The organism is Siminovitchia thermophila, from assembly GCF_016909185.1.
Taxonomy (GTDB): domain Bacteria; phylum Bacillota; class Bacilli; order Bacillales; family Bacillaceae_C; genus Siminovitchia; species Siminovitchia thermophila.
Genome location: NZ_JAFBFH010000017.1, coordinates 13,724 through 39,503, shown reverse-complemented (window position 1 = coordinate 39,503; position 25,780 = coordinate 13,724). Strand labels below are relative to the sequence as shown.

The following is a 25,780-nucleotide window of genomic DNA, read 5'->3' as shown; positions in this document are numbered from 1 at the left end:
GGCAAGTAAGTGGCGGGGAGGCTGCTTATTCATTTGCGACCTTAGCCGATGGCTCCCTGAGCTGGGACTTTAAAAAGAGAGAACGGGAAAACACATTGATATGCTCCCCTGTAAGTAGACAGGTAAAAAAATAAAACCTGAATACTTAAAGGGGGCAGTTCACATCCCTTCTCTCTTTTCGTTTTCTCGGCCCTGGCTAGCAAAGCTTCCCTAACGCCCCTTCAAAAGCCTCCAATGTCCTACTGATTTCTTTTTCTCCATGTGCGGCCGATATGCTATAGCGATTCAAAGGCTTTGTATAAATCCCTTCGGCTAAAAGCAAGAAATCAAGCTCTCTTCTCAAGGCAAAGTCCGCTTTTTGAAGGTCGCGATAGTTGGATATGCTCTCTTGTTCCGTAATAATAATATTAAAGATGGAACCCAGCCCCAATACCTGCATCCCAACGCCTCGTTCAGAAAACAATTTTGCAATACCCGCTTTCAATTTGGCCGCCATATCTTGAATATGCCAGATTTCCCTTTCCAACACTTGGATCGTGGCTAATCCCGCGGCCAATATGGCCGGATGCCCGTTATAAGTGCCGCTGTGAAATAATACATCTTTGGCGCTGGAATGCCGGCTTTTGCTAACGTCAAACACATCTGCGGACGCCGTTGGTGCGCTTAATTCCATAATATCTCTTCTTCCTCCGGTTATCCCGATCGGATATCCACCGCCAACCGCTTTTCCGAGCGTTGTTAAGTCAGGGGTAATTTGGTAGTAGGCTTGCGCTCCCCCGAGCCCCATTCTGAAGCAGGTTTTCACTTCATCAAATATAAGAAGTATGCCCATCTCTTCTGTCATTTTTTTCAATCCGTCCATGAAGCTTTGGGTAGCTGGGATAAACCCTCCTTGAACAGGTTCAATGATCACTGCCGCGAGATCGTGTTGATTTTTTTTCAAAATGTCATAAGTCGCATCCAAATCATTAAATGGCAATATGATCGTATGCTTTTCATGGTACGGGTCGACTCCTTTTGATTCGGCTACCGGATGTGGGTGCCTTTCCGACCCGGCCTCATGTACAGGAGGATTGACACTAACGAGTACTTGGTCATAACCGCCATGGTAATGTCCTTCAAATTTGGCGATTTTATTTTTTCCGGTATAAGCATATGCTAAACGGATTGCGAGCAAAGTAGCTTCTGTCCCCGAATTCGTATATCTTAGCCGTTCCATGCTCGGATAAAGCTGTTTTACTTTTTCTCCCATTTCCATTTCAAGCCGGTGGGGTGCTCCAAACAGATAAGTACCCGATTCTTCCAATTGTACATGCACAGCTTCGATAATGTCCGGATGGCCATGCCCTAAAATCAACGCCCCGTAAGACAACAAATAGTCAATATATTCGTTCCCATCAATATCATACAAGTAACTGCCCCGGCCTTTTTCCATTGCGATCGGATACGGTGAAAAGAATTTAATATTAGCCGTCGCCCCGCCTGGCATCACATCCAGCGTCTTTTTGTAAAGCTCCAAGGACCGGGGGGTTTTTTCCATGAACCGCCTTAACCCTATACTTTTTCTTTCACTGATTGCCATTCATAGCACCTCATCAAAGAAATTATTTTTTCACTTTTTATATGTTATGAAATATATATTTCATTATACACTTAAAAAGCCTATTTGGAATCATTTATTTCAAAATGTAAACAAAATAAAATATTTATTGCAAAAATGCCCGTATTCCATTAATGTATACTGTAAGCCACACTGCCCTTTCACTTTAGAAGGGAACGATACAAATGAAAACACAAAACATTTACCGTCATATGGCAAACAAGCTGCCGGAAATGAGCAAAGCGTTTAAAAAAATTGCCCATTATATTTTGGAGAACACGACAGTAGTTCCATTTTTGAATGTCGCGGCACTTGCCAAAAAAGCAGATGTCAGCGAAGCAACGGTTGTTCGATTCGCCTCATTCTTGGGTTATTCCGGTTATTCGGAGATGCAAACTCATATGCAAAATTCCATTCAAAAGCAGCTTACGACAACTGAAAGACTGAAAATGACAGCAGATGTTTACAATGATCAAGAGCAATGGTTTTATAATATTTTTCGCGACGATATCGAAAATATTAAATCAACCATTGAACAAGTAGATATTGGAAAATTTCATCAGGCGGTTCATATACTTGAAGAAGCGCAAAACATTTATATTGCCGCCAATCGAAGTGCTGCGGCCCTGGGGATATTTCTTCAATATTATTTGCATATTATTTTGGGTAAGTCCGAAATCGTTAGGTCTGTAGAAAACCTTTCGGAACAATTGTACAACTTGGGGGAAAAAGACGTCGTTATCGGGATCAGCTTTCCGCGCTATACGAACAGCACCATCCAAACACTCGCTTTTGCCAGGGAAAAAGGATCAAAAACGATTTGTATTACGGACAGCCTGCTCTCCCCGCTCATCCAACACGCGGACATCCCCTTAACTGCGTCAAGTCAAATGCCGTCCTTCATCGACTCCTTTACGGCGCCGCTTAGCTTGATAAACGCCCTCATTATTAGCGTTGGAAAAGAACGAATGGATGAAGCCAGATCCCGTCTTGATCAAATGGAGGCTACATGGGATCGCTTTAATGTCTTTTACCTAAGAGGAGATCAATCGTAAAATGAACTGCCCCCATTGACAGTGGAGGCAGTTCATTTTTTTAATTTCAAGTATTTTCCGTATTTCACCAAATAAAAAGTCATAAAACTTTTATCGAGAAAAAGCATCGTGGGTTTGAATTAAACTTGGAATATTCTTCTTATATCACTTGCTCGTGCGCTTAAGCGCCCAAGTCCTTTTGAAGCAATTGTTCGATTTCCTCTGTGATTTCCATTTCTTTCATAAGTTCTACTATTTTGTTTAAATAAGGATACATCACATGATCGTCCTCAATAAAAGGAACATGTCTCCGGCAAATCGTATATAGCCGATTTGTTCCTTTGCCCAGTTTTTCAGAACCTCGATAATCGGCGGCACGCGCACCACAAAACAGTTCAATGGCGATGACCCGATAGCTGTTGTTCACGATGCTTGCCGCTTTTCTTGCGGCAATCGTCCCCATACTGACATGATCCTCCTGATTGGCCGAACTCGGTATGGAGTCGACACTTGCCGGATGGGCAAGTGACTTATTTTCTGATACGATCGACGCGGCAGTATATTGAACAATCATCAATCCTGAATTCATACCGCCCCGCTTTGTTAAAAAGCCGGGCAAATCTCCATTTAATTGGGGGTTCACAAGCCTTTCCACTCTGCGCTCGGAGATATTGGCCAATTCCGCCACCGCGATCGCCAGATAGTCCATAATGAGGGCCATCGGCTGCCCATGAAAATTCCCGCCCGATATGACTTTATCTTTATCCGCGAAAATAAGCGGATTATCTGTAACTGAATTCATTTCAATTAATAGTTTTTCATGTATATGCTGCAAAGCGTCCCTTGACGCACCGTGGACTTGAGGAACGCACCGAATCGAATAAGCATCCTGTACCCTCAACTCCCCCTGGTTTGTGATCAACTGGCTTCCCGCCGTCAATCTTAACATGTTCCTGGCCACTTCCTGTTGCCCTAAATGAGGGCGAATTTCATGAGTTTCCGGTTCAAATGCTTGCTTGACTCCGCGAAGAACATCAGCCGTCAAAGCGGCAGTACAATCCGCCCAATTGGCAAGCTGGATCGCATCCCAACAAGCAAGCGCCGCAATCGCCGTCATGACTTGTGTTCCATTAATTAACGCCAATCCTTCTTTTGCTTCAAGTGAGACTGGAGATATTCCCGCTCTGGCAAGCGCTTCCAATCCACTCAATTGTTCACCCCGATACTTGGCTTCACCTTCTCCCATTAACACTAAAGCCAAATGCGCCAGTGGTGCAAGATCCCCGCTTGCTCCGAGCGAACCCTGTTCTGGTATGACAGGTGTCACCCCTTTATTAAGCATTTCAACCATTGTTTCCAAGACCGCCAGGCGAATACCGGAATGTCCATGTAAAAGGGCGTTGACTCTCAGTAAAATAACGGCCCTGACGACATCGTCAGGAAGCGGTTCACCGAGACCGCATGCATGACTGCGAATCAGGTTTAATTGCAATTCTTTTCCCATCTCGCTTGGGATGTAAGTGTCACTGAATTTTCCAAAACCGGTTGTAAGCCCGTATACTACCCTTTTTTCCTCCAAAAGACTTTCAACATATCGTCGGCTGTGATGAATTTTTTCTCTGGAGTCGCGGTTTATCCCCACTTGGTAATGGCAACGCGCAATCTGAACCACTTCCTTGAGTGTTAATAGCGAGCCGCCTAATACGATTTGATTGTTTTTAGCCACGTGACCACCTCATTTCTGTCCATAAATTACTGTAATCGCTTTCAACAATGTGTTACATCTCATTTTAACATGGAAGATGATTTCGTCCATACATTTCTCCAGCACTGTGAAAAAATGCAAAAGAATAAAGGAAGCCAGAAAGCGAGCATCAAGGCAAACCCATTCATGTAAAAAATGAGCATCAAACATAACGATTTTTTATTGGAAGAGTCCATCATGATCAATGGTCTTTCTTATTCGAAAATACAGGTACAAAGAATTGCGCAAAAGCAAAACGATTGCTTTTAAATGCTGCCGGCTCGCAATTACATATTGAAAAAAGGTATTCCGATTTTACAATCACCCTACTGCGAATTCTGAATGTCCCTGCTTCGTAGGAACTAATATGTCACATTCTTTCTATAATTAGTTGTTCTCTTATCGATAGATCATTTCTTTCTATCTCTAAAAAATATTTCCCCAAAATTCACTGACTGCCAAGAAAACAGCGTATTTCCCGCCGGATAATTTACCAACATGGGCTGGTTTTGTCACATTAAAATCTTTATGTATTACTACGCAAACATCGTAACGACATTCCTCTTTAGGACGAATCATCTCTTTGAGTATCTTGCGGTCTGCCTGAAATTGTGGAATGATTTTCCCACTTTTTTTATTTTGCTTTTCACCATACTTCCCAACATTTCGGAAATAAGCAATCCTTGATTCAGGTAATTCTTCAATCGTTATTTTCAGTCTTTCTTAGATAAGGTAATTCGATTTAAAATGTCTTTCAAGTTTTTTTAAAAAAATTGATGATCAGACGGTTTCAGTCATCTACTATTCCAATAAATAATCCGATTTATAATAGAAAACAAAAAAAATGGCATAGCAGCCAAGGCTTATGCCATTTCTTTTTCCTTTATTTGTTGAAGCATTGTTCCTTGATTTTTATATTGGATATGCCAAGAAAAGGCTTTTTCAAGAACATGCGGTGTTTGGCCTCCCCGCTCCAACGCTTCGCTATAATACGTCCATAACTGATCACGGTATAGGGGGTGGGCACAATTTTCAATGATTAAGGGTGCTCTTTCTCTTGGTGCCAACCCTCTTAAATCCGCATATCCTTGTTCGGTCACCACAACGTCCACATCATGTTCCGTATGGTCCACATGAGAAACAAATGGGACAATACTGGAAATATCGCCGCCTTTGGCTAATGATTTCGTTACGAAAATAGCCAGCCGGGCATTGCGGGCAAAATCGCCGGAGCCGCCAATTCCATTCATCATATTTGTACCGGAAACATGTGTCGAGTTCACATTGCCGTATATATCAAACTCCAAAGCCGCATTAATAGAAATCAAGCCAAGCCTGCGGATGATTTCCGGATGATTTGACAACTCTTGAGGACGCATAATCAGCTTATCCCGATATTTTTCAAACTGGCCAAAAACGTGGTTCATTTTCTTTTCCGATAATGTTATGGAACAACAAGAAGCAAATCGCACTTTACCCGCGTCAATTAAATCAAATACAGCATCTTGAAGAACTTCAGAGTATATTTCCAAGTCTTTAAATTCAGAATCAAGCATCCCGTGAAGTACCGCGTTGGCTACCGACCCGATGCCCGATTGTAATGGGGCAAGGTGTTCGGCCAACCTGCCTGCTTTTACTTCCTTCCGTAAAAAACCAATCAAGTGTTTTGCCATCATTTGCGTTTCATCATCCGGGTCCACGATCGTGGATGGAGAATCCAATTGCTCTGTAAATACGATTCCTTTTATTTTTTCAACATCAACCGGAATCCCGGTTGTCCCGATCCGATCCTCCACCTTTTTCAATGGGATCGGTGAACGCTCACCTTGCTTTTCGGGATCATATAAGTCATGCAACCCTTCCAATAGTGACGGCTGCGCCATGTTGATTTCAATGATGATCGATTTGGCCTGCTTCGCAAAAGACAAGGAATTCCCTACGGATGTCGAGGGGATCACCATTCCGTCTTCTGTAATCGAAATCGCTTCCAATATAGCCACGTCAATGGGTTCTATCGTATTTGCCCTGACATATTCAGCCGTATGAGAAAGATGGTGATCAACAAATAACAGCTCTCCTGCATTGATCTTTTTCCGCATCACTGCATCTGCTTGAAAAGGCAAACGTTTACGTATGATACCAGCTTCGGCAAACATTTTATCAACATCAGACCCGAGAGAGGCTCCAGTGAACACGTTTACCTTCAACGGTTCTTTTTTAGCCCGCTCCACCAACGCAAAAGGAACCGCTTTCACATCACCTGCTCGAGTAAAACCGCTTAATCCCAATGTCATCCCATCCTTGATCCAGGAAGCCGCTTCTTCAGCCGAACAAATACGGTCCCATAAGCGTGAATCTCTGATGCGATCCTTCATTTTACCCAATGATATCCCTCTTTCTCTGCATATAGTTAAAAATTATTTTATCCTATGCATGAAGCTTTTGGAGAAATCAGGCCTATAACAAGAAAAACACCGATTAAGCGACAAAATATAATGGCTGAGGCAGAAGAATTTTTTTCAAAAGCCGAGCATCTTCCGGAAATAACTGGCATACGATTGGCTGACAGGAATTCTTGTTTGATTGTCCATTTCCAAAATAAATGTTGAGTGGGTGTCTGGATATATTTCCTGTATATAGCGAACATTCACGATAAATGATCGGTGGCAGCGAATAAACATGTCTCTTGGCAATAAATACTCAAACTCTTGCAGCGGATCCTTATGGGTTCCCGAAAAGCCATCTGCGAAAACATGTGTCTTTCGATCTTTTACTTCCAGATACTTTACGTTTTCAAAGGGGACGGGAATCCAGCCATCATTTGATTTAATCGTTACAACCGATTTACCTTCTGTATAAGCAGGGTAAATGGCCGTCACGCAACCTTCCAGCTTCCCCCCATATTCGAACGGCACAGCCATGCCGTGATAGGGCACTCCGTACACTTCACGGTGAATAAACTCTGACACTTTTTGATTCGTAGTCAGCGCTTTATACGCGATTGTTCCTTCCTTCACAGGGTCCCCCGGCTTGATTTTTAAATCAACCCGCTTGCTCGGACGATAATATATGTATTCTTTTGTATTCGATACAGCAATTGAAATTTCATCCGAAAATAACTCACCAATCACATTGAGCAATGAGACAACCGAAAGCTTTTCCATTAAACCACCCTTTTTAGCTCGTTCACTTCTTACAATATCATAGCAAGTTTTTCCCTTTGAAGGAAAAATGGAGGTTTAAACCAAAGTGCCAATCAGATAGATGTCCTAGAGTAAGTGAAAAATATAGACGTCATTTTACAAGATATTTCACCAGTTGGACAGGATTGCCCAGGAAAAAGAGACCGGTGATTTTCAGAAGAAAAATGATCCTTCCACAATTTAAGCAGAAGGATCATTTTTATTTATTCGTAACCATTTCGAAAATGTTGTAAAAATGTTTGCAGCCGTTCCGTCTCCGGATTTTCCAGCACTTCTTCCGGCGGCCCTTGCTCAACAATGTTCCCCTGGTCGATAAACACGACGCGATCGGATATTTCACGGGCAAAATCCATTTCGTGTGTAACGAGAATCATCGTCATATTGCTCGTTTTCGCAATGTCTTTGATCGTCTTTAACACTTCTCCGACCAGTTCCGGGTCCAGAGCAGAGGTCACTTCATCAAAGAGCATTACCTTTGGCTCCATGACAAGTGCCCGGGCAATGGCCACACGCTGTTGCTGGCCTCCCGATAACTGCGCCGGATATTTATCGACATGGTCTTTCAATCCGACTTTCTCCAGCATCTCAAGCGCCCGCTCCACCGCTTCCTGCTTCGGCACGCCAAGCACATGGATCGGCGCCTCGATAACGTTCCTTAATATCGTCATATGCGGGAAGAGGTTGTACTGTTGAAAGACCATTCCGATTTTCCCGCGCACTTTCCGCAAATGTTTCTCATCCGCGGGTACTAATCTTCCTTTGACTTCCTTGTGCCAAAGCGGCTCTCCGTCCACTTCAATCACTCCGGATGTCGGTTCCTCCAATGTCATGAGCATTCGGATAATCGTCGTTTTACCCGAGCCGCTCGGACCGATAATCGTGATCTTTTCCCCCGGCTTGATATCAAGGTCAATTCCTTTTAACACTTCCGTTTCCCCGAACGATTTGCGGATATCCTGATAAGAAACCATCGGACGTTGTGGCGGATGATCTTGGATGGCTCCCGGGGCCGGATCATCCCCAACGGCTTTTTTCAATACGGTCATTTACAGGCTCACTCCTTTCGTGGCATGGTGTTTGCCGCCTGCCCTTTTCAGCTTTTTCTCCACATGCTGCACGAGCAGGGACGACGGGTAACTCAAGAGCAGGAACAACAGTCCCACAATCGTGATCGGTTCCAAGTAACGCCATGTTTCAGACCCGATGATTTTGGCCGTCTGCAACATCTCCACCACCAAAATGGCGGATAGTAGCGGCGTCTCTTTAAACAACACGATGAGATAATTCCCAAGCATCGGGATAACGGGCGGAATCGCTTGCGGCAAAATCACTTTCACCCATGTCTGAGTCCGGGAAAAGTTCAGTGCCGTGCTTGCTTCCCACTGGCTTTTGGGCACCGCCTCTATCCCGGAGCGGTAAATTTCCGATATATACGTGCTGTAATGGATGCCAAGTCCCAAGGCACCCGTGAGAAACGGGCTCATGGCAAAACCGATGTACGGAATTTCCGGCAAGGCATAAAAGAGGAAAAACAGTTGGACGAGTGGCGGCGTACTGCGGACAAACTCGATAAATCCGACCGCCAGCCACTTCACCGGCTTGATCTTCGTCCGGCGAAGCAGCGTCAGAACAAGCCCGAGCACAAGCGCAATGAGATAAGCGACAACTGTCGCGCCAAGCGTAATCCACATCGCCTTGAGGATTCTCGGAAAAATATCAATCGCAAAACCCCAATCCCATGTCATCCGGCCACCACTCCCTTCGCCGCGCGTTTTTCAAGCCAACGCGCGCCAAATATAAGCGGCAGGGCGATGACAAAATAGAGCAGGAGAAGAAGCGTAAAGATTTCCACCTGATCCCCCGTATAATTATCTTTCAGCATCCTGCCTTGGAACGTCAGGTCGGCCAGAGTCACAAGCGAGACAAGTGACGTTCCTTTCAGGAGTTCAATCGAAATATTTCCAAACCCCGGCAGCATGATTTTAAACGCCTGCGGCAAAATGACGAGCCGCATTCGCTGCCAACGAGTCATATTCAGAGCAATACCGGCTTCCGTCTGTCCGCCGGGTATGGCCAAAATCGCTCCCCGGACAATCTCCGATGCATAAGCCCCATAGTTTAGGCTAAGGGCGATCACCCCTGCTGTAAACGGAGACAGTTCCACTCCAAAGGCCGGGAGGGCGAAGAAGAAAAAGAACATTTGCACAAGCAGGGAAGTGCCGCGAAACAGCTCGACCATCACTCCCGTCAAAAACCGGACGATCCAAAAGCGCGACACCCTGCCCAAACCGAAAAGAAAGGCAAGGAAAAAAGCTAACACGGCCGATAAAAACAGCACCTGAATGGTGACTTTCGCTCCCTGCAACAATTCTGGAAGAAACATTGTAACATTATCTATGATAGACATCCCCTTTTCATTCTTAGGTGCGCCTTCATTTGTTGCGGGATATTATTTAGCACACCGGTCTGCGGTTGTGACCTCGTCCGGCAAATTATCTTCGCCAAAACCAAACTCTTGATAAATCTCCAAAATCTTTCCTGAATCGAATAACTTCTTTAATTCGGCGTTGTATGCCTCCCTCAGTTCCTTGTCTTCCTTGCGGAAAACAGCCGCGCCGTAGCTCATGACGCTCTCTCCGTCAATGACCGGCTGCGTGAAAGGCTTGGCTTCTTCGATTTTGGATTCATCAGCTGAAGCGACCGCTTCACGCAACGTCGCCTCCGTCATGACTGTCGCATCGACACGTCCGGATGAAACAGCGGCAATATTCGACGAAATGCTGTCGGCCGTTTCAATTTGGCTTTCATCCACACCAAGCGATTTCAGGAAATTAAACTGATTTGCTCCCGCCATAATGGACACTTTCACATCCGGATTCGCGGCAATATCTTCATAGCTGTGCAAATTTTTCGGATTGCCTTTTTGAACAGCCATCCCTTCCCCGTATCGGATTTCAACATCACCAAACGCCGCTTCCGAGCAACGTTCCGGACGGATATCCATTCCGGCGGTAACGACATCAAATCGGCCCGCCTTCAAAGCCGGAATCAAGGAACCGAACTCCGTTACCTCTCCTTCCACTACTTCTACACCCATCTCTTTAAAAACGGCTTTTGTTATTTCAGGCGCGACACCTGTGACTTTGTCCCCGTCCATATAGCCGTACGGCTTTTCATTGGCTACGCCAAGTTTGACCTTTCCTTCTTTCTTGATTTGTTCAAGAGTGTTTTGTCCGTCTTTTCCTTTCCCTCCGCTTTTAGACGAACTGTTGGAACCGCATGCACTGAGAAAAACGAGAAGGCATACAGCCAACAGAAGAGCATACTTTCTCATAATAGTGATATCCCCCTGTTTTTTTATTTCGAATTTTCCAAAATAAGAAAATGTAATCCGCCTGTATCGATCAAATTACTTGGTTTAGTCATATGAAACTCACACAAACCGGAGAAAACCGATGGAAAACTCTATGTAATATAGTCTACGTGAACCCAGAATACGGTTCAAACTTCATTTTCCATGTTAATACCCCATTAAATGCTCTCTCGCTACATTAAGATAACAAGAGTGGAAGGATACTCAGCATTATTGGCATATCCTCCTCTTTCCTGCCACATAGAGGCTCATATAAATAAGAAGTTTGGAAAGGATACCAAAATGGGAGGTGCAAGGACATGAGTAAAAACATGGAAAAAAAGCAGAAGAGAAAATCAAACGAGCCAGAACCGCAAAGTGGCTCGCATAAAGTCAAAAACCAGAACCATTCAAGACAAAATAAAAACCCGGGACACGGGATGTAAAAAAACCCGTGCTTTGTTCATCACTTTAGAATGGTACCGGAAGATTGAATGCCCATCACAATACAGTGTCAAATAGACAATCATCGGACTGGCACAGCCACCTCTCCAAAGAACGTGGCTGTTCTTTTTTTATGATGCTCCTCCCTTTTCCATTCTATATTGCCAGCTAAAAAAGTCTTGTCAAGCAAGTATGACGTCATACCCGAAGAAAGCGCCTCCCTTTCATCTTTCTTCCCGATCCGGTCATCATTCTATCAGGCCCTTACTTTTTTGTCTTTTTGTTTGCGGCGGCCTTTTCCAAACGCCTGAAGCGTCTTAAATCTTCTTTCCGCACCGGAAGCGGTTCTTTTCGAACCAGTTTAACAGTGGACACCATCAACAAAAGCAATATGGCCGTAAAAGGCAACGCCGATATGAGCGAAGCTGTTTGCAATGCCTCCAGTCCGCCTGCATATAAAAGAACAGCCGCTATGGCGGAAACGAGTACGCCCCACACAACTTTTGCCAACAGCGGGGGATGCAAGCTCCCATAGGTCGTCATGCTCGCCAAAATATAAGTTGCCGAATCGGCAGATGTCACGAGAAAAGTAAGAATTAACAGAATAGATGCGAATGAAATCAATCCGGTAAACGGAAGGTGTTCAAACGTGGCAAAAAGAGCGGTCGTGAGATCTAAATCAACAGCACGGGCTATGCCTGTCCCCTTTTTTAAATCCAGCCATAAGGCGGTCCCTCCAAAAGCCGCGATCCATAAACAGGCGATTGCCGGCGGAATGACCATTACCCCAAAAATAAATTCGCGGATGGTTCTCCCTCTCGATACCCGTGCTACGAACGCCCCCACGAAAGGCGACCAAGCTATTGCCCAAGCCCAGTAAAAAATAGTCCAATCCCGCACCCAATTCCCTCCGACATAAGGTTGCAACCTTAAACTATATTGAATGAAGTTTGTAATATAATCACCGATTGCAAGCGTAAATGTTTCCAAAATAAAAACGGAAGGGCCCGCGATAAATACAAAAACCAATATGCCAAGCGCCATACCCAAGTTGACATTGCCCAAAAAACGGATTCCTTTTTCCAAACCCGTTGTGGAGGAAATCATATAAAAAATAAAAACCATCACAATTATTCCCAACTGCACGCCGACCGAATGCCCCGCTCCAAACAAAGCATTCAATCCGCCATTCATTTGAAGGACGCCGAGTCCGACAGAAGTAGCGATTCCCATTACGGTTGAAATAACCGCCAAAGCATCAATCGTTCCTTTTACAACGGGTTTACCGCCCGTTACCGGTTCAAGCGCAGTAGAGACAAGTCCATCCCTTTTCTTGCGGAACTGAAGAAAACCGATCACGAGACCGACAATGGCAAAGACCGCCCATTGGCTGATTCCCCAATGGAAAAACGAGTAACCCATTGCGACTCTAGCAGCATTATCCGATTCCGGCTCCAATCCGCCAAAAGGCGGTGAAAAAAAATGGCTCATTGGTTCAGCAATCCCCCAAAACACAAGCCCTACCCCAAAACCGGCAGAAAAAAGCATGCCGATCCATGTGAAAAAGGGAAATTCCGGCCTTTCATCTTCTCCTCCCAGCCGAATCAATCCATATTTACTGATAGCCAACCCAATCAAAAAAACAATGACTAAAAAAACGGCTAATAAATAAAACCATCCAAAATTCTTTGATGTAAAGTTAAACAACTTACCCGATACAATTCCAAATTGCTTTGGCATCAGCGCTCCCAATAATACGAGTATGGATACTATAAAAGCTGACACCGTAAATACTGGATTCTTCCAAGCTTTTCTATCCATCAGATCCTCCTGGTCTACTTATAGTGCTGTTACATTCTTTTTAAAAACGGCCCCATATCATATCTATCACTTTTATTTACCTAATTATTTTTTTGTAAACATGAAACAGACAATTCATCTTCTTCAGTCAAGCTCTCAATAGGACCATTCGGGAGGGATTTAAAGAAAACATACTAAAATGTATAGCAGTTTCATGCTCATACTGAATAAATCGTTCTCATCACGGCTGAGCCGTTTTGATTTTCATGATGACTCTCGATATGATGGTATACAACTTTATCAAAGGGGGTGACCAAACAATCGGCAAGGTAAAAGAAAAGCCAATAGCAAAGGGAAGGATCACCGAAACAATATATTTTCGGGAACCAACCGCAGATGACGGAAGCCATATGTTTGATCTTGTCGTAAAATCAAAAGTCCTTGATGTCAATTCATCTTACAGCTACCTCATGTGGGGAAAGTACTTTCATAAAACATCTATCATTGCAGAAACAGATGGCCGGATCGTTGGATTCATTTCCGCATTTCTCCAACCCGAATCCCCTGACACACTTTTTATTTGGCAAGTCGCCGTCGATCAGACTCAAAGAGGCAAAGGGTTAGCCACTGCGTTGATCATGAAGCTCCTTAACAGACTTGAAGGACAAAATGTCCGCTTCATCGAAGCAACGGTAACCCCGACAAATATCGCTTCTAACCGTTTATTCAAAGGATTGGCGAAAAAACTGGGAACCGACTATAAAACATTTGAATGTTTTGGGGAAGACCAATTTCCCGATCCTTCACATGAAGCCGAGATTGCTTATCGGATTGGACCACTTAAATAAAAAATTGGAGGTATATGCACTTCATGTCAACTGTAACGAGCCAACCGGAAATGGACATGGACATTTTTAACACGCTTGAGTCAAACGTAAGGAGCTACAGCAGAAGTTTTCCCGCTGTTTTTAAAAAAGCAAAAGGATACAAGTTGTGGGACGTCAATGATAAAGAGTATATCGACTTTTTTGCCGGGGCCGGAGCTTTAAATTACGGTCATAACAACGAAAAATTGAAGCAATCCCTCATCAAATACTTGGAACAGGACGAAATTACACACAGTCTTGATATGGCCACTGTTGCAAGAGGCACCTTTTTGCGGAGGTTTCATGACATCATATTGAAACCGCGTCAACTCGAATATAAAGTGATGTTCCCCGGTCCCACTGGCACCAATACTGTGGAAAGCGCCTTAAAGATCGCCAGAAAAGTAACCGGTCGCAATACCGTAATCAGCTTTACAAATGCGTTTCACGGAATGACGATAGGCTCTCTCTCAGTAACTGGGAACGAAGCAAAAAGAAGCGGGGCTGGCATTCCTCTTTCCAACACCGTTTTTATGCCTTATGAAAACGCAGTCGAAAACGTTTCTTCCATCAAAATGATTGAACATTTTCTAGAAAACCGCAGCAGCGGTCTTGATTTGCCAGCGGCCATGATCCTTGAAACAGTCCAAGGAGAAGGGGGCATCAATGCAGCAAGTGATCAATGGCTGCAAAATATCGCTTCTATTTGCAGAAGATTCGGTATACTGTTGATCGTTGACGATGTACAGGCGGGATGCGGAAGAACGGGGACATTTTTCAGCTTTGAACCCGCACGCATTAAACCAGATATCATTTGTCTATCCAAATCGATTGGCGGATATGGCTTGCCGATGGCTCTTACATTAATAAAACCCGAGTACGATATTTGGGAGCCGGGTGAACATAATGGAACGTTCCGCGGAAACAACCTGGCATTTGTTGCGGCTTCAGAGGCCTTGGATTATTGGAAAACAGATGATTTTTCCAAAGGCATTCAAACAAAAGCCGCTGAGATGACTCACTTTATTCAGAAGATCATTGAGGAATACCCGGAGTTGAAAGCGGAAAAAAGAGGCCGGGGATTGATGCAGGGAGTGGCATGTGCCAAAGACGAAATTTCCGAAAAAATCTGTGGAGAAGCTTTTAAACGAGGACTTTTGATGGAAACTTCCGGTCCAAAAGGAGAAGTATTCAAGTTCCTGCCGCCTTTAACGATTGATGAAGAAGGAATGACAAAAGGTCTTAATATAATAGATGAAAGCATTCAAGCCGCTTTAAAACAATGAAGGAGATGGAAAAATGATCGTTAGAACATTGGATGAAATTATTGGGACAGAAAACGAAGTAAAAGCGGACACTTGGGCAAGCCGCCGCCTTTTATTAAAATCGGATAACATGGGCTTTTCATTCCATGATACGATTATTTATGCAGGAACTGAAACTCATATTTGGTATAAAAACCACCTGGAAGCCGTATATTGCGTTGGCGGAGAAGGGGAAATCGAAACCGTTTCCGACGGCAAAGTCTATCCTCTGAAAGACGGGACAATGTACGCGCTTGATCAAAATGATGAACACTACTTACGAGCGACAAAAGATATGAGAATGATCTGTGTTTTCAATCCGCCACTTACCGGAAGAGAGACACATGACAAAGATGGTGTCTACCCTTTAGTAGAAGATTAATGTTCTCCCCTACAAACCCAAGCCGGGATCGGCTTGGGCTTTTTCATTTACACGATCCTTTTGATTAACTGTTATAATGCAGATTGTAAGTAGATTTGGAGAAATGGGGAACAGTCATGGAATTGAAATTTGCAAATGCGGAAAAAAGGGTACACGATACGCTCATCTTCCCTTCATTTAACCTGTCAGTCCATCCCGGGCAAGTGGTCGCTGTATATTCAAGTGTAAATATCCAGGAGCAAGTGTTGCATTTACTCCTCGGTAAAACGTTTCTTTCACGGGGAGAAATTCAGATGAATGGCAGCCCGTTAAAGCACCCGTCCAAAAATATGGGCTTTTTTTTCTTGAAGCCGAGTTTATACGAACGGCTTTCGATAGAAGAAATGCTTCGTTTTATAAAAAATATCTATAGTTCCAATCAAGACATTGAAACAATCATCAAAACGGTTCACCTTGAAAAAAAACGGAACACAAAAATTCATCAACTAACCTATTCGGAAACGAAGCGGGTGCAGCTTGGCTGCCTGCTCCTGCAAAATCCTGCGATTTATATTTTCGAAGAACCCGATCAAAACTTGGATTTGGAATCTAAACGAATATTTTTGTCCCTTCTGCATCAGCTTCGTGAATCAGATAAAAGTATTTTGATCCTGACGGGAAATATGGAAAGTGCCATTACGGCTGGTGATAAGGTGTATAAGTTAGACAACAGCGGATTAACATCCATTCAAATTGAAAGCGACCATTCGGAAAAAGCCGCTGACCCCATACAAAAGGAACAAGGAAGCGAAATGATGCAACCCGTTCAATTCAAAAAGATCCCGACCAAAATAAAGGATAAAATTGTCCTCTTTAACCCACCGGAAATTGATTATATTGAAAGCAGTGATGGGCAATCATTCTTGCATATAAAAGGCGAATCATTTTCAAGCGACTTTACATTGCAGGAATTGGAAAATCGGTTATTGCCTTTCGGATTTTTCCGTTGTCACCGTTCCTATATTGTCAATTTGCAAAAAGTGCGCGAAGTGATTACTTGGACAAGGAATAGCTACAGCCTTGTTTTGGATGACAGCAACAAATCGACAATTCCTTTGTCCAAATCAAAAATGGCTGTATTGAAGGAGATGCTTGGGCTGAAATAATGATTATTTCTCGGGAAATATGTCGATATAAAACTGCCGTTAATCATCAATGTACCTCATTGAAAATCATCAAGTTGCTTGAATACCCAATGATTGGTTTATCAACTTCCCTTATACTCCATTCACCTCATTATCAACTCCTTTCATCGACTTTTTAATGCTTGATGATTCATGATCTTGTAACCTGTAGATACACAAACGGATGAGGTGAAGGAAAACATGGAACATATTATTGAGGTCAAAGATTTGGTGAAAACTTTTGCCAATCGTCCTGCTCTGGAAGGCGTCGATTTCCAAGTAAAGAAAGGAGAGATCTTCGGGTTCTTGGGTCCGAGCGGATCAGGCAAAACCACAACCATTAAGATTTTAACAGGTCAACTGAACCCGACAACCGGTACAGCTACCGTTTTTGGAGAACCTGTTTCCAAGTTGAAAAATCCGGACTATCGGAAACGGTTTGGTGTTCTAACTGATAACAGCGGTTTATATGGAAGGCTATCTGTTTTAGATAATTTGAAGCTGTATTGTCATTTATATGATGTTCCGCACACAAGAATAGAAGAAGCTCTTACAATTGTAAATTTGGAAGAGGATAAAAACAGAAGAGTTTCTACATTATCAAAAGGGATGACACAGCGGGTCGCATTGGCACGCGCATTGTTGCACGAACCAGAGCTTTTGTTTTTGGATGAGCCGACATCAGCTCTTGATCCGACAAACACCCTCCATATATATGAAGGCCTGCGAGCATTAAACGCAAAAGGAACGACCATCTTTTTAACGACACATGACATGCATGAAGCAGATACTCTCTGTAATCGCATTGCATTTTTAAATAAAGGGAAAATTCAGTTATTAGATACACCCGATAACCTCAAAAGAAAATATTCCGAAGCCACTGTCACTGTGGAAATGACAAACGGACAAAAAGTCGTTGTTCCGACAGGTTCAGAAGGTGCAGATAAATTATATAGTCTGATGAAAACAGATCAAATAATGAGAATCCATTCAAACGAATCGACTTTAGGCGAAATTTTCATTCAAGTAACAGGGAGGAAGCTGGCATGACATTTTCATGGAAACGCGTAAACGCCATTTTTGTCAAGGATTATAAGGATTTTTCACGGAATATGGCGGTTTCAATTATCATTTTCTTTCCGCCTGTCCTCGCTGCCCTGTATAGTCGCATGGGCACCAGTTCGATTGAATCCATTTATATGATTTTCAACATGGGATTTGCCATGGTCGCAGCCTTTGTTCAAAGCTGTCTCATTGCGGAAGAAAAAGAGAAAAACACTTTAAGGGGACTGATGCTGTCTCCCGCCACCACAGCCGAAATTCTCAGCGGGAAAAGTTTACTGTCGTTCCTGTTGACGCTTTTCTCCATTGTGCTAAGTGCGATCTTTTTTGAATATCTTCCCAAGAACATTGGAATCATTGCTCTGGCTATCATCCTTTCATCGTTTTTTTATATCGGTTTAGGGACATTATTGGGCCTTTATGCGAAGTCTATTATGGAGGCCTCCGCACTTGTCCTGCCTGTTATTATCGTTTTTTCCGCTGGAACATTTTCCAAGTCACTGGCTGAACAGTATCCCGTGTTGAAAGCGGCCAATTATTTGCCGAACGTACAGTTGCTTGATATTGCGACAAAAGTGGAAGCAAACGCGGGCGGCGCAGATGTACTTTCGCATTTTGCGATTATCGCTGCTTGGGTCATTATCATTTCTCTATTAACAGTGATCATCTTTCGTAAACGAATGGTCGATTAACGAGGCGAGCACTATGCCGTTGCGGCCGGACGTTTTAGCCTATAATCTGAATCAGGCGAAGCAAACCAACGAGGTTCCTTCGCCTGATTTTAGATTTGCAAAATATCAGCTTAGTGAGGGCCAATCTCTAAACAACCATGCCGATCCCTTCAACGCAACATCTCTGTTACAGCCAGAAAGTGCGAATCATGCCTCTTCGACACCGCACCAATCAATGATGTGAGCGGCTAACACTTTTGCCGTGTCGATGACACTGTCAATTTCGACATATTCGTCTGGCCCGTGCATATTGGCACATTTTGGCCCAAATACGAGACCCGGCTTATCGTAATACTGGGTAAATCTCGCGTCATTTCCGGCTGCCCGTCCGGCGACTTCCACTTCACGCCCCAATATGCTTTCAGCCGTCTGTTTAAATGACTGGATATAAGGATGTTCGGGATTTTGGTTCCATGCTTCTGTTGTCCATCCGTACCATTCTAATTGGGGAGGGTTTTGCTGAAGCCACTCGTCTTCTTCAGCAGCCTGTTGAATTGTTTTTTCAACAAGTTGTTTGATCTCCGCTCGCGTTTCTGATGGAATAAACCCGATTCTGCATTCAAGGACTGCTTCACCCGGCACATTGGAAGCCCAGTCGCCTCCCTGTAAAGTGCCCAAGTTCAAATGAACAGATTGGCCGGAACCTTTATGAAACAGTTCAAAATAGACTTCCTTTGCTCTTTTTTCCGCCAATGTTTCCAAGGCGCTGTATACTTTATACATTTTGCTAATGGCATTCACACCTAAATGCGCCATCCCGGCATGCGCCGTTTTTCCGAGCACTCTTACCCGAAAATACATGACACCGGCATGTGCCACAGTCAGCCTTAAAGCGTGGGGTTCCGTTGCAATAAAGCCATCTGTTACATACCCTGCTTCCAATAATGAAAGGGTGCCGCCGGCTCCTCCCGCTTCTTCTTCGATGACGCTTTGAAGCTGAACTTCCCCTTTTGGCTTGAGACCAAGATCCAATAAAGCCTTTAAAGCAAACCAATTGGCCAGCAGTCCCGCTTTCATATCTCCAGAACCCCTGCCGTACAATTTATTTCCTTCGATTTCACCGCCCCATGGGTCCTTTGTCCATTTCTCCACAGGTTCAGGGGAAACAACATCGACATGGCCGTTTAATGCTAAAGAAGGCGTATTTTTTGTCGTCCCTTTCCAAACGCCAATGATATTTTTCCGTCCTTCAAATGAAAGCCCTGAACTGCTGAATGCAGGATGATTCCGAATTTTTTCATATCGCGGCTGTATCTCTTCCACTCGTAATCCAATTTCCTCATATCTTTTCTTCATATATTCCTGCATGGCCTGCTCATTGCCAATCACGCTTGGAATTTGTACCGCTTTCACAATTGCTCCGATTAAGTCCTGCTTATGTTTTTCTATATAGTCCAATACCTGCTTTTTGGTGTCTCGCAACAGCTGTTACCTCTCTTTCTATGAATGTCCAATTCTATTATAGAACAAATCCAGTCCTCATTTCAGCCAAAAATACCGGCAGGCAAAGGAACATTGAATATATAGCGGAATAAAACGAAGAAAAACACACTGACCGCCATTGCGCTCCAAGCTGAATGAAACACCCTCCTATTACCGGGCTTATCCTCTCCCATCATTAAATACCATGTAAATACCGAAAGATAAATGATGCTGGCCAATAAAAAGCCTAGTAAACCTATGAGTACGACATATGCGACCATGCCCAAACCAATAATAAACAGTTGACGTTTATGAATATGTTCGAACAGCTTTGGGCGTTCTTTTCTTACTAAAACGACTGCCAAATACATCACACTAAGAAACAGCAAAATGATACTTACTGTGCGCGGAAAAAGGTAGCTCATTTCATTTAGTCCCTTTGTTTTCCATATGGCGGCCAACGATAAAAACACCAGGACCAGAGAGAACACAAGATCATACGACATGTTTCGCCTGATCACTTCAAACACCTTCTCTCGCTTTTGATTTCAGAATACTTGACACGATTGGACCTGCTATAGAAATGATACATAAAATGATTAAAACAACCGTAACAGGCCTGGAAAAAAACAGTGTCCAGATGTTTCCAGACGCTTTTCCAAGCAAAATCGATTGGATCAACCCTCTTTCGGCAATCGGCCCCAGTATGAGGCCAAGCACAATCGGGGCTGGATGAAAACCGGCATTTTTCAAGACATAAGCTATTAAGCCAAACCCAACGAGCATGGCAACATCCAACAAACTGTTTCTGATCGTATAAGTTCCCACAACCGTCAAAAAGACAATGGAGGGAGCAAGATACCAGATAGGCAGCGTAAGCACATTTCCAATCGTTTGTGAACCGATTAGACCAAAGAACAACATGATCACGTTTGCCAAAATAAACGCGATTAAAAAGGTATAAACGAGCCCCGGATGGTCGTTCATAAGGTTTGGTCCGGGGGTAATTCCTTGCATCATAAGCGCTCCAAGCATGATAGCGGCCGGTGGCGCTCCCGGAATGCCGAGTGACAAAAGCGGAACCAGTGATCCTCCGACCTCTGCGTTATTGGAAGTTTCAGCCGCCATTACTCCGTCCATATTTCCCTTGCCAAATGATTTTTTGTCTTTGGAAAACCGAATGGCAGCATCATAAGAGAGCAGTGCTGCCACATTGCCGCCGGCTCCGGGAATAATGCCGGTAATAATGCCGATAAGCGACGAACGAATGAAAAAAACCGGTTTTTTGATGATATAGAAAAAGATTTTCTTAGAAATGCCCTTTTCTTTTTTTAGCGCCTTTTGCGGCTTGATTTTATTTTCAATCATTGAAATTACTTCCGGGACACAAAAGAACGCGATTAATATGACAACCATATCCAACCCCGATTGCAGGCCGGAAAAGCCGAACGTGTATCTGGATTCCCCACCAACTGGAGAGATTCCGACCGTTCCCAACAACAACCCGATACAACCCCCAATCAATCCCTTTAGCAAAGATCCCGAAGAAAGGGTGGCAATCATCGTTAAGCCTAGTACCGCCACCCAAAAATATTCCGAAGGGCCAAAGCTGAGCGCCCACTTTGCTAATATGGGCGTTAAAAACAAAAGAGCCATACCACCGATAATCCCGCCTATTCCCGAACTCATGGCCGCGGCGATAAGAGCATGGGCGGCTTTCCCTTTTTTCGCCAATGGAAATCCGTCAAAGGTGGTGGCGATTGCGGACGGTGTACCGGGGGTATTGATCAATATGGCTGAGATACAGCCGCCATAAATGCCGCCCACATATAAGCCGCCCATCGTCATCAGTGACATCTCCGGCTGCATCGTAAAAGTAAAAGGCAACAGAAGTGCCAAAGCCATCGTGGCGGTTAACCCGGGTAATGCCCCCACAATCATGCCCACTAATACCCCGGTGCATAAGAGCAGGATATTGAAAGGGTCCGTTAATGAGCTCATCACAGATGGAATCGAATCAATCATCTTTGCGCCTCCCGTTCTGTATCTCAGGGCTTATTCCAGGACCAATTGGGCGGTGGTCACTCAACCTTTGCCTATATGATTATTCCATTCCTGTATAGAAAGTTCCGCATTGCCTCATTTTCAATAATTGGCAGCATGTAACCCTACTGTTTTTCCAAAATATCCGCAAACTCCTTCGTTTTCTGTTCAATATATTGGACTGATTCTTCATGGCCCATTGCTTTTGGCTCAAAGCCTTCCTCATACATCTGATCTTTCACCCCCGGCTCCTCCAATATGTTCAGGAAAGCCTTTTCCAATTTGTGAATGATCTTTAGATCGGTATCCGGCGGCGCTCCTACCCCGCGATCAATCGAGGCGGTAATATCGTAACCCTCTTCGATAAATGTAGGAACTTCCGGCATCGGTTCGAATGTTTCTTCAGACCCGATGGCAAGAATTTTCATGTCTTCGGTATATTTTAATAAATCGCTGGAATTCGCCAATACAGCGTCCGTATTGCCTCCCAGAAAAGCTTGCATAGATGGGCCCGCCCCGTCAAACGGCACATATTGCAACTCAATCCCTGCCACATCTTGAAGCTGTAAAAAGGCGATATGATGGCCGGAATAGTTGCCTGATCCCGCGACCGTGATCGACCCCGGATTTTCCTTTGCTTTTTGAATAAAGTCATCCAACGAGTCAATCCCGCTGTCTTTACCGATAGTCAACGCGATTGGCGTTGTCTGGAAAATGGCTATAGGCACAATATCCTCTGTTTGATACCCTGTATCTTCATTGGCAAGCGGCTGCAGGATGATATGCGGGATGTTGATGCCTGCGAGAAAATATCCATCCGCCTTTTGATTCACCAACTCACTCCAGCCTACAGAACCACCACCGCCAGGTTTATATTGAATAACAATTTTTTGCTTTAAATATTTCTCCAGAAATGACTGCTGCCGCCGGGCCTCGATATCAGACTGTCCGCCTGGTTCAAACGGGATGCTGTACGTAATGGATTTTTCAGGAAACTGCCCTTTTCCATTTCCGCCACTTGCAGAACAAGACATTAATAACAAAGCGGCGCAAATAAATGAAACAGCAGTTACCCACTTTTTCTTCATGGGGTAAACCTCCCTTGCTCGGATACGGCAAATTCTTAATGATTATATTCAGATTGACGGAAGATGATTCGAACTTTATGGAGATGAAAAAGATCAAAGCGCCATACATGAGCTCCTCGGGAACAATCCATTATCTTCCAACCCACAACCCCATAAGGTTTTTTTCGGTTTAACCCCAAAAAGATTATTGTTTTAATGTTGTTATCTTAACTTCTTATTCTATAGATTCCCCTGGATTACCATAAACAAAGAGTCTGAGACACAACTCAATCAGCTGATGAAAAAACGAACAATAAAGTGAAACTTCATTCAGTAGGGCTCCTACTGAATGTTAGTTGAACCAATCGGGCATTTAGGTGCCGTTTTCTCCCACTTAGGGCTTTTGTATTCACTCAAGATTTTGAAGTGGGAGCCTTACGGCACCTTACATGCGGGATAAATTATCCCAGGTATAATACGCAAGCTTTTAGCGTAGTCAAAATAGGTAGACTCCTGCGGGAATAGCTCGAGCTGAAGATCCCGCAGGAAAGCGATCTTTGCTTTCCGAGGAAGCTGAAGCCGTGCCCGCGGAAAGCGAAATATGTTGACGTAGCGATGTTAGGGATTTTTTACACAAATAAACCGAACAATTCATTTATAATTGTTCGGTTTTTGCTATTTCGTATTTGCTTATGTCCCAGCCCCTACAATATACATATGTGGTTAGACATCTCGTCCTTTACGTTCAAAAAAAAACAACCTCTTGAAAAATGTCGTTAGGTTTTACACCTGATGTAAAGCTCGGTGATACTAGTACATATTTAAAAAAGCTAAAAATATTTCCGTAAATGTTTTTTGTTTAAAATTATGTATAATCTTATTAAAAGGAGATGATCATAATGATAAAGTACAGACGTTTTTTATATCTCAGCTTTATCGTTTCTATAAGCATAGTCTTAATCTCTCCTTCTCAAGGAAAATCGTATGGACTTCCTTTTAACTGGGTAATACATCATGGACCTAATAAATTAACTACTACATTCCTCCTTTTTTCTCCTAAGAATTTATCAACTACTGAATTTATCCCCTCTGCATTTTTATTAAATGTGTTTATTATCTATTTCTTAATAATTGGAGTATATAAATTTTTGACAAAGATAAATAAAAATCGTCAAACAAATTAATTTTATAAATTTGCTCTTTCATTGCGTTCCAAAAACTTCTCCTTAAAAACTAAAGAGTCCAATAATTCAAAACCCAAGAATGTTGATTTTAAAGCTTGGGTTTTACTTTTTGATTTTCAGTTTCCATGAAAAATTTGTTGACATTTTTTCTAACTAAGGATAATATCTATGTAACAATTGAATTTGAAATTCTCTTATAAAGAGCGGCGGAGGGACTGGCCCTGTGAAGCCCGGCAACCATTCTTGTTTGACGAAACAAGAACAGGTGCTAAATCCTGCAAAATACTGTTGTATTTTGAAAGATAAGAGAGGTAAACCGATTTACTTACAATGTATATCCATGCCTCTCATTTTGGGAGGCATTTTTCATTTTGAAGAAAAAACCTCCCCGTATGTGATTTTCAACATACGCCTTAAATGCAGACTAAATATATAAAGAAAAGAGGAAATGACATGCACAAATGGTTATTAACTAGTTTCGTTGTGTTGCTAGCACTTACCCTTGCCGCATGCGGTGGAGGAAAAAGCAGTGAAAAAGAAACTGTAAATAAAGAATCAACATCTGAAGGTCTTCTCAGCGACGGCAAATTGACAGTCGGCGTAACGGCCGGACCGCACGAGCAAATTGTGGAAAAAGTAAAAGAGCTTGCAGCAAAAGAAGATTTGGAAATAGAAGTAAAAGTTTTCACCGACTATGTCATGCCGAATATCGCTTTGGACGAAAAAGAGCTTGATCTCAACGTATTTCAGACGATACCTTATTTAGATCAATTTAAAAAGGACAGAAACCTGGATCTTGTAAATGTGGGCGAAACAGTAACGTTCCCGATGGGTATTTATTCTTCCAAAGTAAAAGATGTGCAAAAACTGCAAAAAGGGGCAAAGCTCGGTTTGCCTAACGATCCTACAAACGGCGGCCGCGCTCTCGTTTTATTCGAAAAAGCCGAATTGATTACACTAAAAGAAGGCTCGGGAAACACGCCAACTGTCAAAGATATCGAAGAAAACAAAAACAACTTTGAATTTGTGGAATTGGAAGCATCCCAAATTCCCCGTCAGTTGGAAGAACTGGATGCGGCGGCGATTAATACCAATTATGCGATCGAACATGGATTCAAACCTGGAAAAGATGCTATCTTTATCGAATCGAAAGATTCTCCATGGGTAAATATTGTTACGGCAAGAGCCGAGTCCAAAGACGACGAAGCGATTCAAAAGTTTTTGGATGTGTACCGCTCTGATGAAACAAAACAATTTATTGATGAAACATTTGAAGGATCTGTCATTCCTTCCTGGTAAGGAATGAAGGGGGCCACCCGTCCCCGAATATTCTTCCAGCCATTACGGGTTTGAAAATAAAGCATGAAGGAGCAAATACA

General features: G+C 43.3%; 22 protein-coding genes, 1 pseudogene and 1 riboswitch. Of the genes and pseudogenes, 9 read left to right on the top strand and 14 right to left on the bottom strand.

Going from position 1 to position 25,780, the window contains the following annotated elements; all coding sequences use genetic code 11:
• Positions 1-196 precede the first annotated feature (196 nt).
• Complete coding sequence (locus JOC94_RS12700; RefSeq protein WP_077109474.1) at positions 197-1,582, bottom strand: aspartate aminotransferase family protein; 1,386 nt, start codon at positions 1,580-1,582, stop codon at positions 197-199.
• Between the two features lie 203 nt (positions 1,583-1,785).
• Between JOC94_RS12700 and JOC94_RS12695 the strand changes: the two genes are divergently transcribed.
• Positions 1,786-2,655, top strand: coding sequence for a MurR/RpiR family transcriptional regulator (locus JOC94_RS12695; RefSeq protein ID WP_077109473.1), 870 nt, complete (start codon positions 1,786-1,788; stop codon positions 2,653-2,655).
• A gap of 160 nt (positions 2,656-2,815) precedes the next feature.
• Here the strand turns inward: JOC94_RS12695 and hutH are convergent, their stop codons facing one another.
• The 8 genes and pseudogenes from hutH to ehuB all read right to left on the bottom strand — a co-directional run bounded on the left by hutH (position 2,816) and on the right by ehuB (position 10,915).
• Positions 2,816-4,360 carry a histidine ammonia-lyase gene (hutH, locus tag JOC94_RS12690; protein ID WP_205179498.1) on the bottom strand — a complete coding sequence of 515 codons (1,545 nt, stop codon included), beginning with the start codon at positions 4,358-4,360 and terminating at the stop codon, positions 2,816-2,818.
• Between the two features lie 388 nt (positions 4,361-4,748).
• Positions 4,749-5,095, bottom strand: a pseudogene (locus JOC94_RS22940) (GyrI-like domain-containing protein).
• Between the two features lie 146 nt (positions 5,096-5,241).
• Positions 5,242-6,753: an acetyl-CoA hydrolase/transferase family protein gene (locus JOC94_RS12685; RefSeq protein WP_205179530.1), complete on the bottom strand. Its 1,512-nt coding sequence runs from the start codon at positions 6,751-6,753 to the stop codon at positions 5,242-5,244.
• 144 nt (positions 6,754-6,897) lie between these two features.
• Positions 6,898-7,542: a LytTR family DNA-binding domain-containing protein gene (locus JOC94_RS12680; RefSeq protein WP_205179497.1), complete on the bottom strand. Its 645-nt coding sequence runs from the start codon at positions 7,540-7,542 to the stop codon at positions 6,898-6,900.
• Positions 7,543-7,784: 242 nt separating this feature from the next.
• Entirely contained in the window at positions 7,785-8,552 is a 768-nt protein-coding gene (ehuA, locus tag JOC94_RS12675; RefSeq protein ID WP_171973766.1) for an ectoine/hydroxyectoine ABC transporter ATP-binding protein EhuA, read from the bottom strand.
• A gap of 75 nt (positions 8,553-8,627) precedes the next feature.
• Positions 8,628-9,326 (bottom strand): ectoine/hydroxyectoine ABC transporter permease subunit EhuD, encoded by a 699-nt coding sequence (ehuD, locus tag JOC94_RS12670; protein ID WP_077109469.1) that lies wholly within the window; start codon positions 9,324-9,326, stop codon positions 8,628-8,630.
• The gene (gene ehuC, locus JOC94_RS12665) at positions 9,323-9,988 is read right to left on the bottom strand and encodes an ectoine/hydroxyectoine ABC transporter permease subunit EhuC (RefSeq protein ID WP_205179496.1); all 666 of its coding nucleotides are present in this window, start codon (positions 9,986-9,988) and stop codon (positions 9,323-9,325) included. The genes ehuD and ehuC overlap by 4 nt, the downstream gene beginning before the upstream one ends.
• 42 nt (positions 9,989-10,030) lie before the next feature.
• On the bottom strand, positions 10,031-10,915 hold the full coding sequence (gene ehuB, locus JOC94_RS12660) for an ectoine/hydroxyectoine ABC transporter substrate-binding protein EhuB (RefSeq protein WP_077109467.1): 885 nt from the start codon (positions 10,913-10,915) through the stop codon (positions 10,031-10,033).
• Positions 10,916-11,253: 338 nt separating this feature from the next.
• Between ehuB and JOC94_RS12655 the strand changes: the two genes are divergently transcribed.
• Positions 11,254-11,379 carry a small acid-soluble spore protein P gene (locus tag JOC94_RS12655; protein ID WP_205179495.1) on the top strand — a complete coding sequence of 42 codons (126 nt, stop codon included), beginning with the start codon at positions 11,254-11,256 and terminating at the stop codon, positions 11,377-11,379.
• Positions 11,380-11,641: 262 nt separating this feature from the next.
• Here the strand turns inward: JOC94_RS12655 and JOC94_RS12650 are convergent, their stop codons facing one another.
• Positions 11,642-13,198: a BCCT family transporter gene (locus JOC94_RS12650; protein WP_205179494.1), complete on the bottom strand. Its 1,557-nt coding sequence runs from the start codon at positions 13,196-13,198 to the stop codon at positions 11,642-11,644.
• 260 nt (positions 13,199-13,458) lie between these two features.
• Between JOC94_RS12650 and ectA the strand changes: the two genes are divergently transcribed.
• The 6 genes from ectA (at position 13,459) to JOC94_RS12620 (ending at position 18,646) form a co-directional block, all read left to right on the top strand.
• On the top strand, positions 13,459-14,025 hold the full coding sequence (gene ectA, locus JOC94_RS12645; protein ID WP_236017086.1) for a diaminobutyrate acetyltransferase: 567 nt from the start codon (positions 13,459-13,461) through the stop codon (positions 14,023-14,025).
• 23 nt (positions 14,026-14,048) lie between these two features.
• The gene (ectB, locus tag JOC94_RS12640) at positions 14,049-15,329 is read left to right on the top strand and encodes a diaminobutyrate--2-oxoglutarate transaminase (protein ID WP_236017085.1); all 1,281 of its coding nucleotides are present in this window, start codon (positions 14,049-14,051) and stop codon (positions 15,327-15,329) included.
• A gap of 13 nt (positions 15,330-15,342) precedes the next feature.
• Positions 15,343-15,729, top strand: coding sequence for an ectoine synthase (locus tag JOC94_RS12635; RefSeq protein WP_077109464.1), 387 nt, complete (start codon positions 15,343-15,345; stop codon positions 15,727-15,729).
• A 116-nt stretch (positions 15,730-15,845) separates the two neighbouring features.
• Entirely contained in the window at positions 15,846-16,874 is a 1,029-nt protein-coding gene (locus JOC94_RS12630; protein ID WP_205179493.1) for a LytTR family transcriptional regulator DNA-binding domain-containing protein, read from the top strand.
• A gap of 219 nt (positions 16,875-17,093) precedes the next feature.
• Positions 17,094-17,942 (top strand): ABC transporter ATP-binding protein, encoded by an 849-nt coding sequence (locus JOC94_RS12625; RefSeq protein WP_205179485.1) that lies wholly within the window; start codon positions 17,094-17,096, stop codon positions 17,940-17,942.
• The gene (locus JOC94_RS12620) at positions 17,939-18,646 is read left to right on the top strand and encodes an ABC transporter permease (RefSeq protein ID WP_205179477.1); all 708 of its coding nucleotides are present in this window, start codon (positions 17,939-17,941) and stop codon (positions 18,644-18,646) included. Before JOC94_RS12625 ends, JOC94_RS12620 begins: the two co-directional genes overlap by 4 nt.
• A 186-nt stretch (positions 18,647-18,832) precedes the next feature.
• Here the strand turns inward: JOC94_RS12620 and JOC94_RS12615 are convergent, their stop codons facing one another.
• From JOC94_RS12615 to JOC94_RS12600, 4 genes are all read right to left on the bottom strand, one after another.
• Positions 18,833-20,107, bottom strand: a complete 1,275-nt coding sequence (locus tag JOC94_RS12615; protein ID WP_077109460.1) for an ArgE/DapE family deacylase — start codon at positions 20,105-20,107, stop codon at positions 18,833-18,835.
• A 62-nt stretch (positions 20,108-20,169) separates the two neighbouring features.
• Entirely contained in the window at positions 20,170-20,628 is a 459-nt protein-coding gene (locus JOC94_RS12610) for a tripartite tricarboxylate transporter TctB family protein (RefSeq protein ID WP_077109459.1), read from the bottom strand.
• Between the two features lies 1 nt (position 20,629).
• Complete coding sequence (locus tag JOC94_RS12605; protein ID WP_205179475.1) at positions 20,630-22,132, bottom strand: tripartite tricarboxylate transporter permease; 1,503 nt, start codon at positions 22,130-22,132, stop codon at positions 20,630-20,632.
• A 143-nt stretch (positions 22,133-22,275) separates the two neighbouring features.
• Entirely contained in the window at positions 22,276-23,238 is a 963-nt protein-coding gene (locus JOC94_RS12600) for a tripartite tricarboxylate transporter substrate binding protein (protein ID WP_205179473.1), read from the bottom strand.
• Positions 23,239-24,592: 1,354 nt separating this feature from the next.
• Positions 24,593-24,710, top strand: a riboswitch (SAM riboswitch).
• Positions 24,711-24,854: 144 nt separating this feature from the next.
• Here JOC94_RS12600 and JOC94_RS12595 point away from each other — a divergent pair.
• Entirely contained in the window at positions 24,855-25,700 is an 846-nt protein-coding gene (locus JOC94_RS12595) for a MetQ/NlpA family ABC transporter substrate-binding protein (protein ID WP_205179471.1), read from the top strand.
• Positions 25,701-25,780: the final 80 nt, after the last annotated feature.

Coding starts and splice junctions, on each gene's coding strand:
- JOC94_RS12605 (WP_205179475.1), bottom strand. CDS start 22,132: ATGATTGATTCGATTCCATCTGTGATGAGCTCATTAACGGACCCTTTC.
- ehuA (WP_171973766.1), bottom strand. CDS start 8,552: ATGGTTTCTTATCAGGATATCCGCAAATCGTTCGGGGAAACGGAAGTG.
- JOC94_RS12695 (WP_077109473.1), top strand. CDS start 1,786: ATGAAAACACAAAACATTTACCGTCATATGGCAAACAAGCTGCCGGAA.
- ehuC (WP_205179496.1), bottom strand. CDS start 9,988: ATGTCTATCATAGATAATGTTACAATGTTTCTTCCAGAATTGTTGCAG.
- JOC94_RS12635 (WP_077109464.1), top strand. CDS start 15,343: ATGATCGTTAGAACATTGGATGAAATTATTGGGACAGAAAACGAAGTA.
- ehuB (WP_077109467.1), bottom strand. CDS start 10,915: ATGAGAAAGTATGCTCTTCTGTTGGCTGTATGCCTTCTCGTTTTTCTC.
- JOC94_RS12700 (WP_077109474.1), bottom strand. CDS start 1,582: ATGGCAATCAGTGAAAGAAAAAGTATAGGGTTAAGGCGGTTCATGGAA.
- ehuD (WP_077109469.1), bottom strand. CDS start 9,326: ATGACATGGGATTGGGGTTTTGCGATTGATATTTTTCCGAGAATCCTC.
- JOC94_RS12680 (WP_205179497.1), bottom strand. CDS start 7,542: ATGGAAAAGCTTTCGGTTGTCTCATTGCTCAATGTGATTGGTGAGTTA.
- ectA (WP_236017086.1), top strand. CDS start 13,459: ATGATGGTATACAACTTTATCAAAGGGGGTGACCAAACAATCGGCAAG.
- ectB (WP_236017085.1), top strand. CDS start 14,049: ATGTCAACTGTAACGAGCCAACCGGAAATGGACATGGACATTTTTAAC.
- JOC94_RS12625 (WP_205179485.1), top strand. CDS start 17,094: ATGGAACATATTATTGAGGTCAAAGATTTGGTGAAAACTTTTGCCAAT.
- JOC94_RS12655 (WP_205179495.1), top strand. CDS start 11,254: ATGAGTAAAAACATGGAAAAAAAGCAGAAGAGAAAATCAAACGAGCCA.
- JOC94_RS12650 (WP_205179494.1), bottom strand. CDS start 13,198: ATGGATAGAAAAGCTTGGAAGAATCCAGTATTTACGGTGTCAGCTTTT.
- JOC94_RS12595 (WP_205179471.1), top strand. CDS start 24,855: ATGCACAAATGGTTATTAACTAGTTTCGTTGTGTTGCTAGCACTTACC.
- JOC94_RS12600 (WP_205179473.1), bottom strand. CDS start 23,238: ATGAAGAAAAAGTGGGTAACTGCTGTTTCATTTATTTGCGCCGCTTTG.
- JOC94_RS12685 (WP_205179530.1), bottom strand. CDS start 6,753: ATGAAGGATCGCATCAGAGATTCACGCTTATGGGACCGTATTTGTTCG.
- JOC94_RS12630 (WP_205179493.1), top strand. CDS start 15,846: ATGGAATTGAAATTTGCAAATGCGGAAAAAAGGGTACACGATACGCTC.
- JOC94_RS12620 (WP_205179477.1), top strand. CDS start 17,939: ATGACATTTTCATGGAAACGCGTAAACGCCATTTTTGTCAAGGATTAT.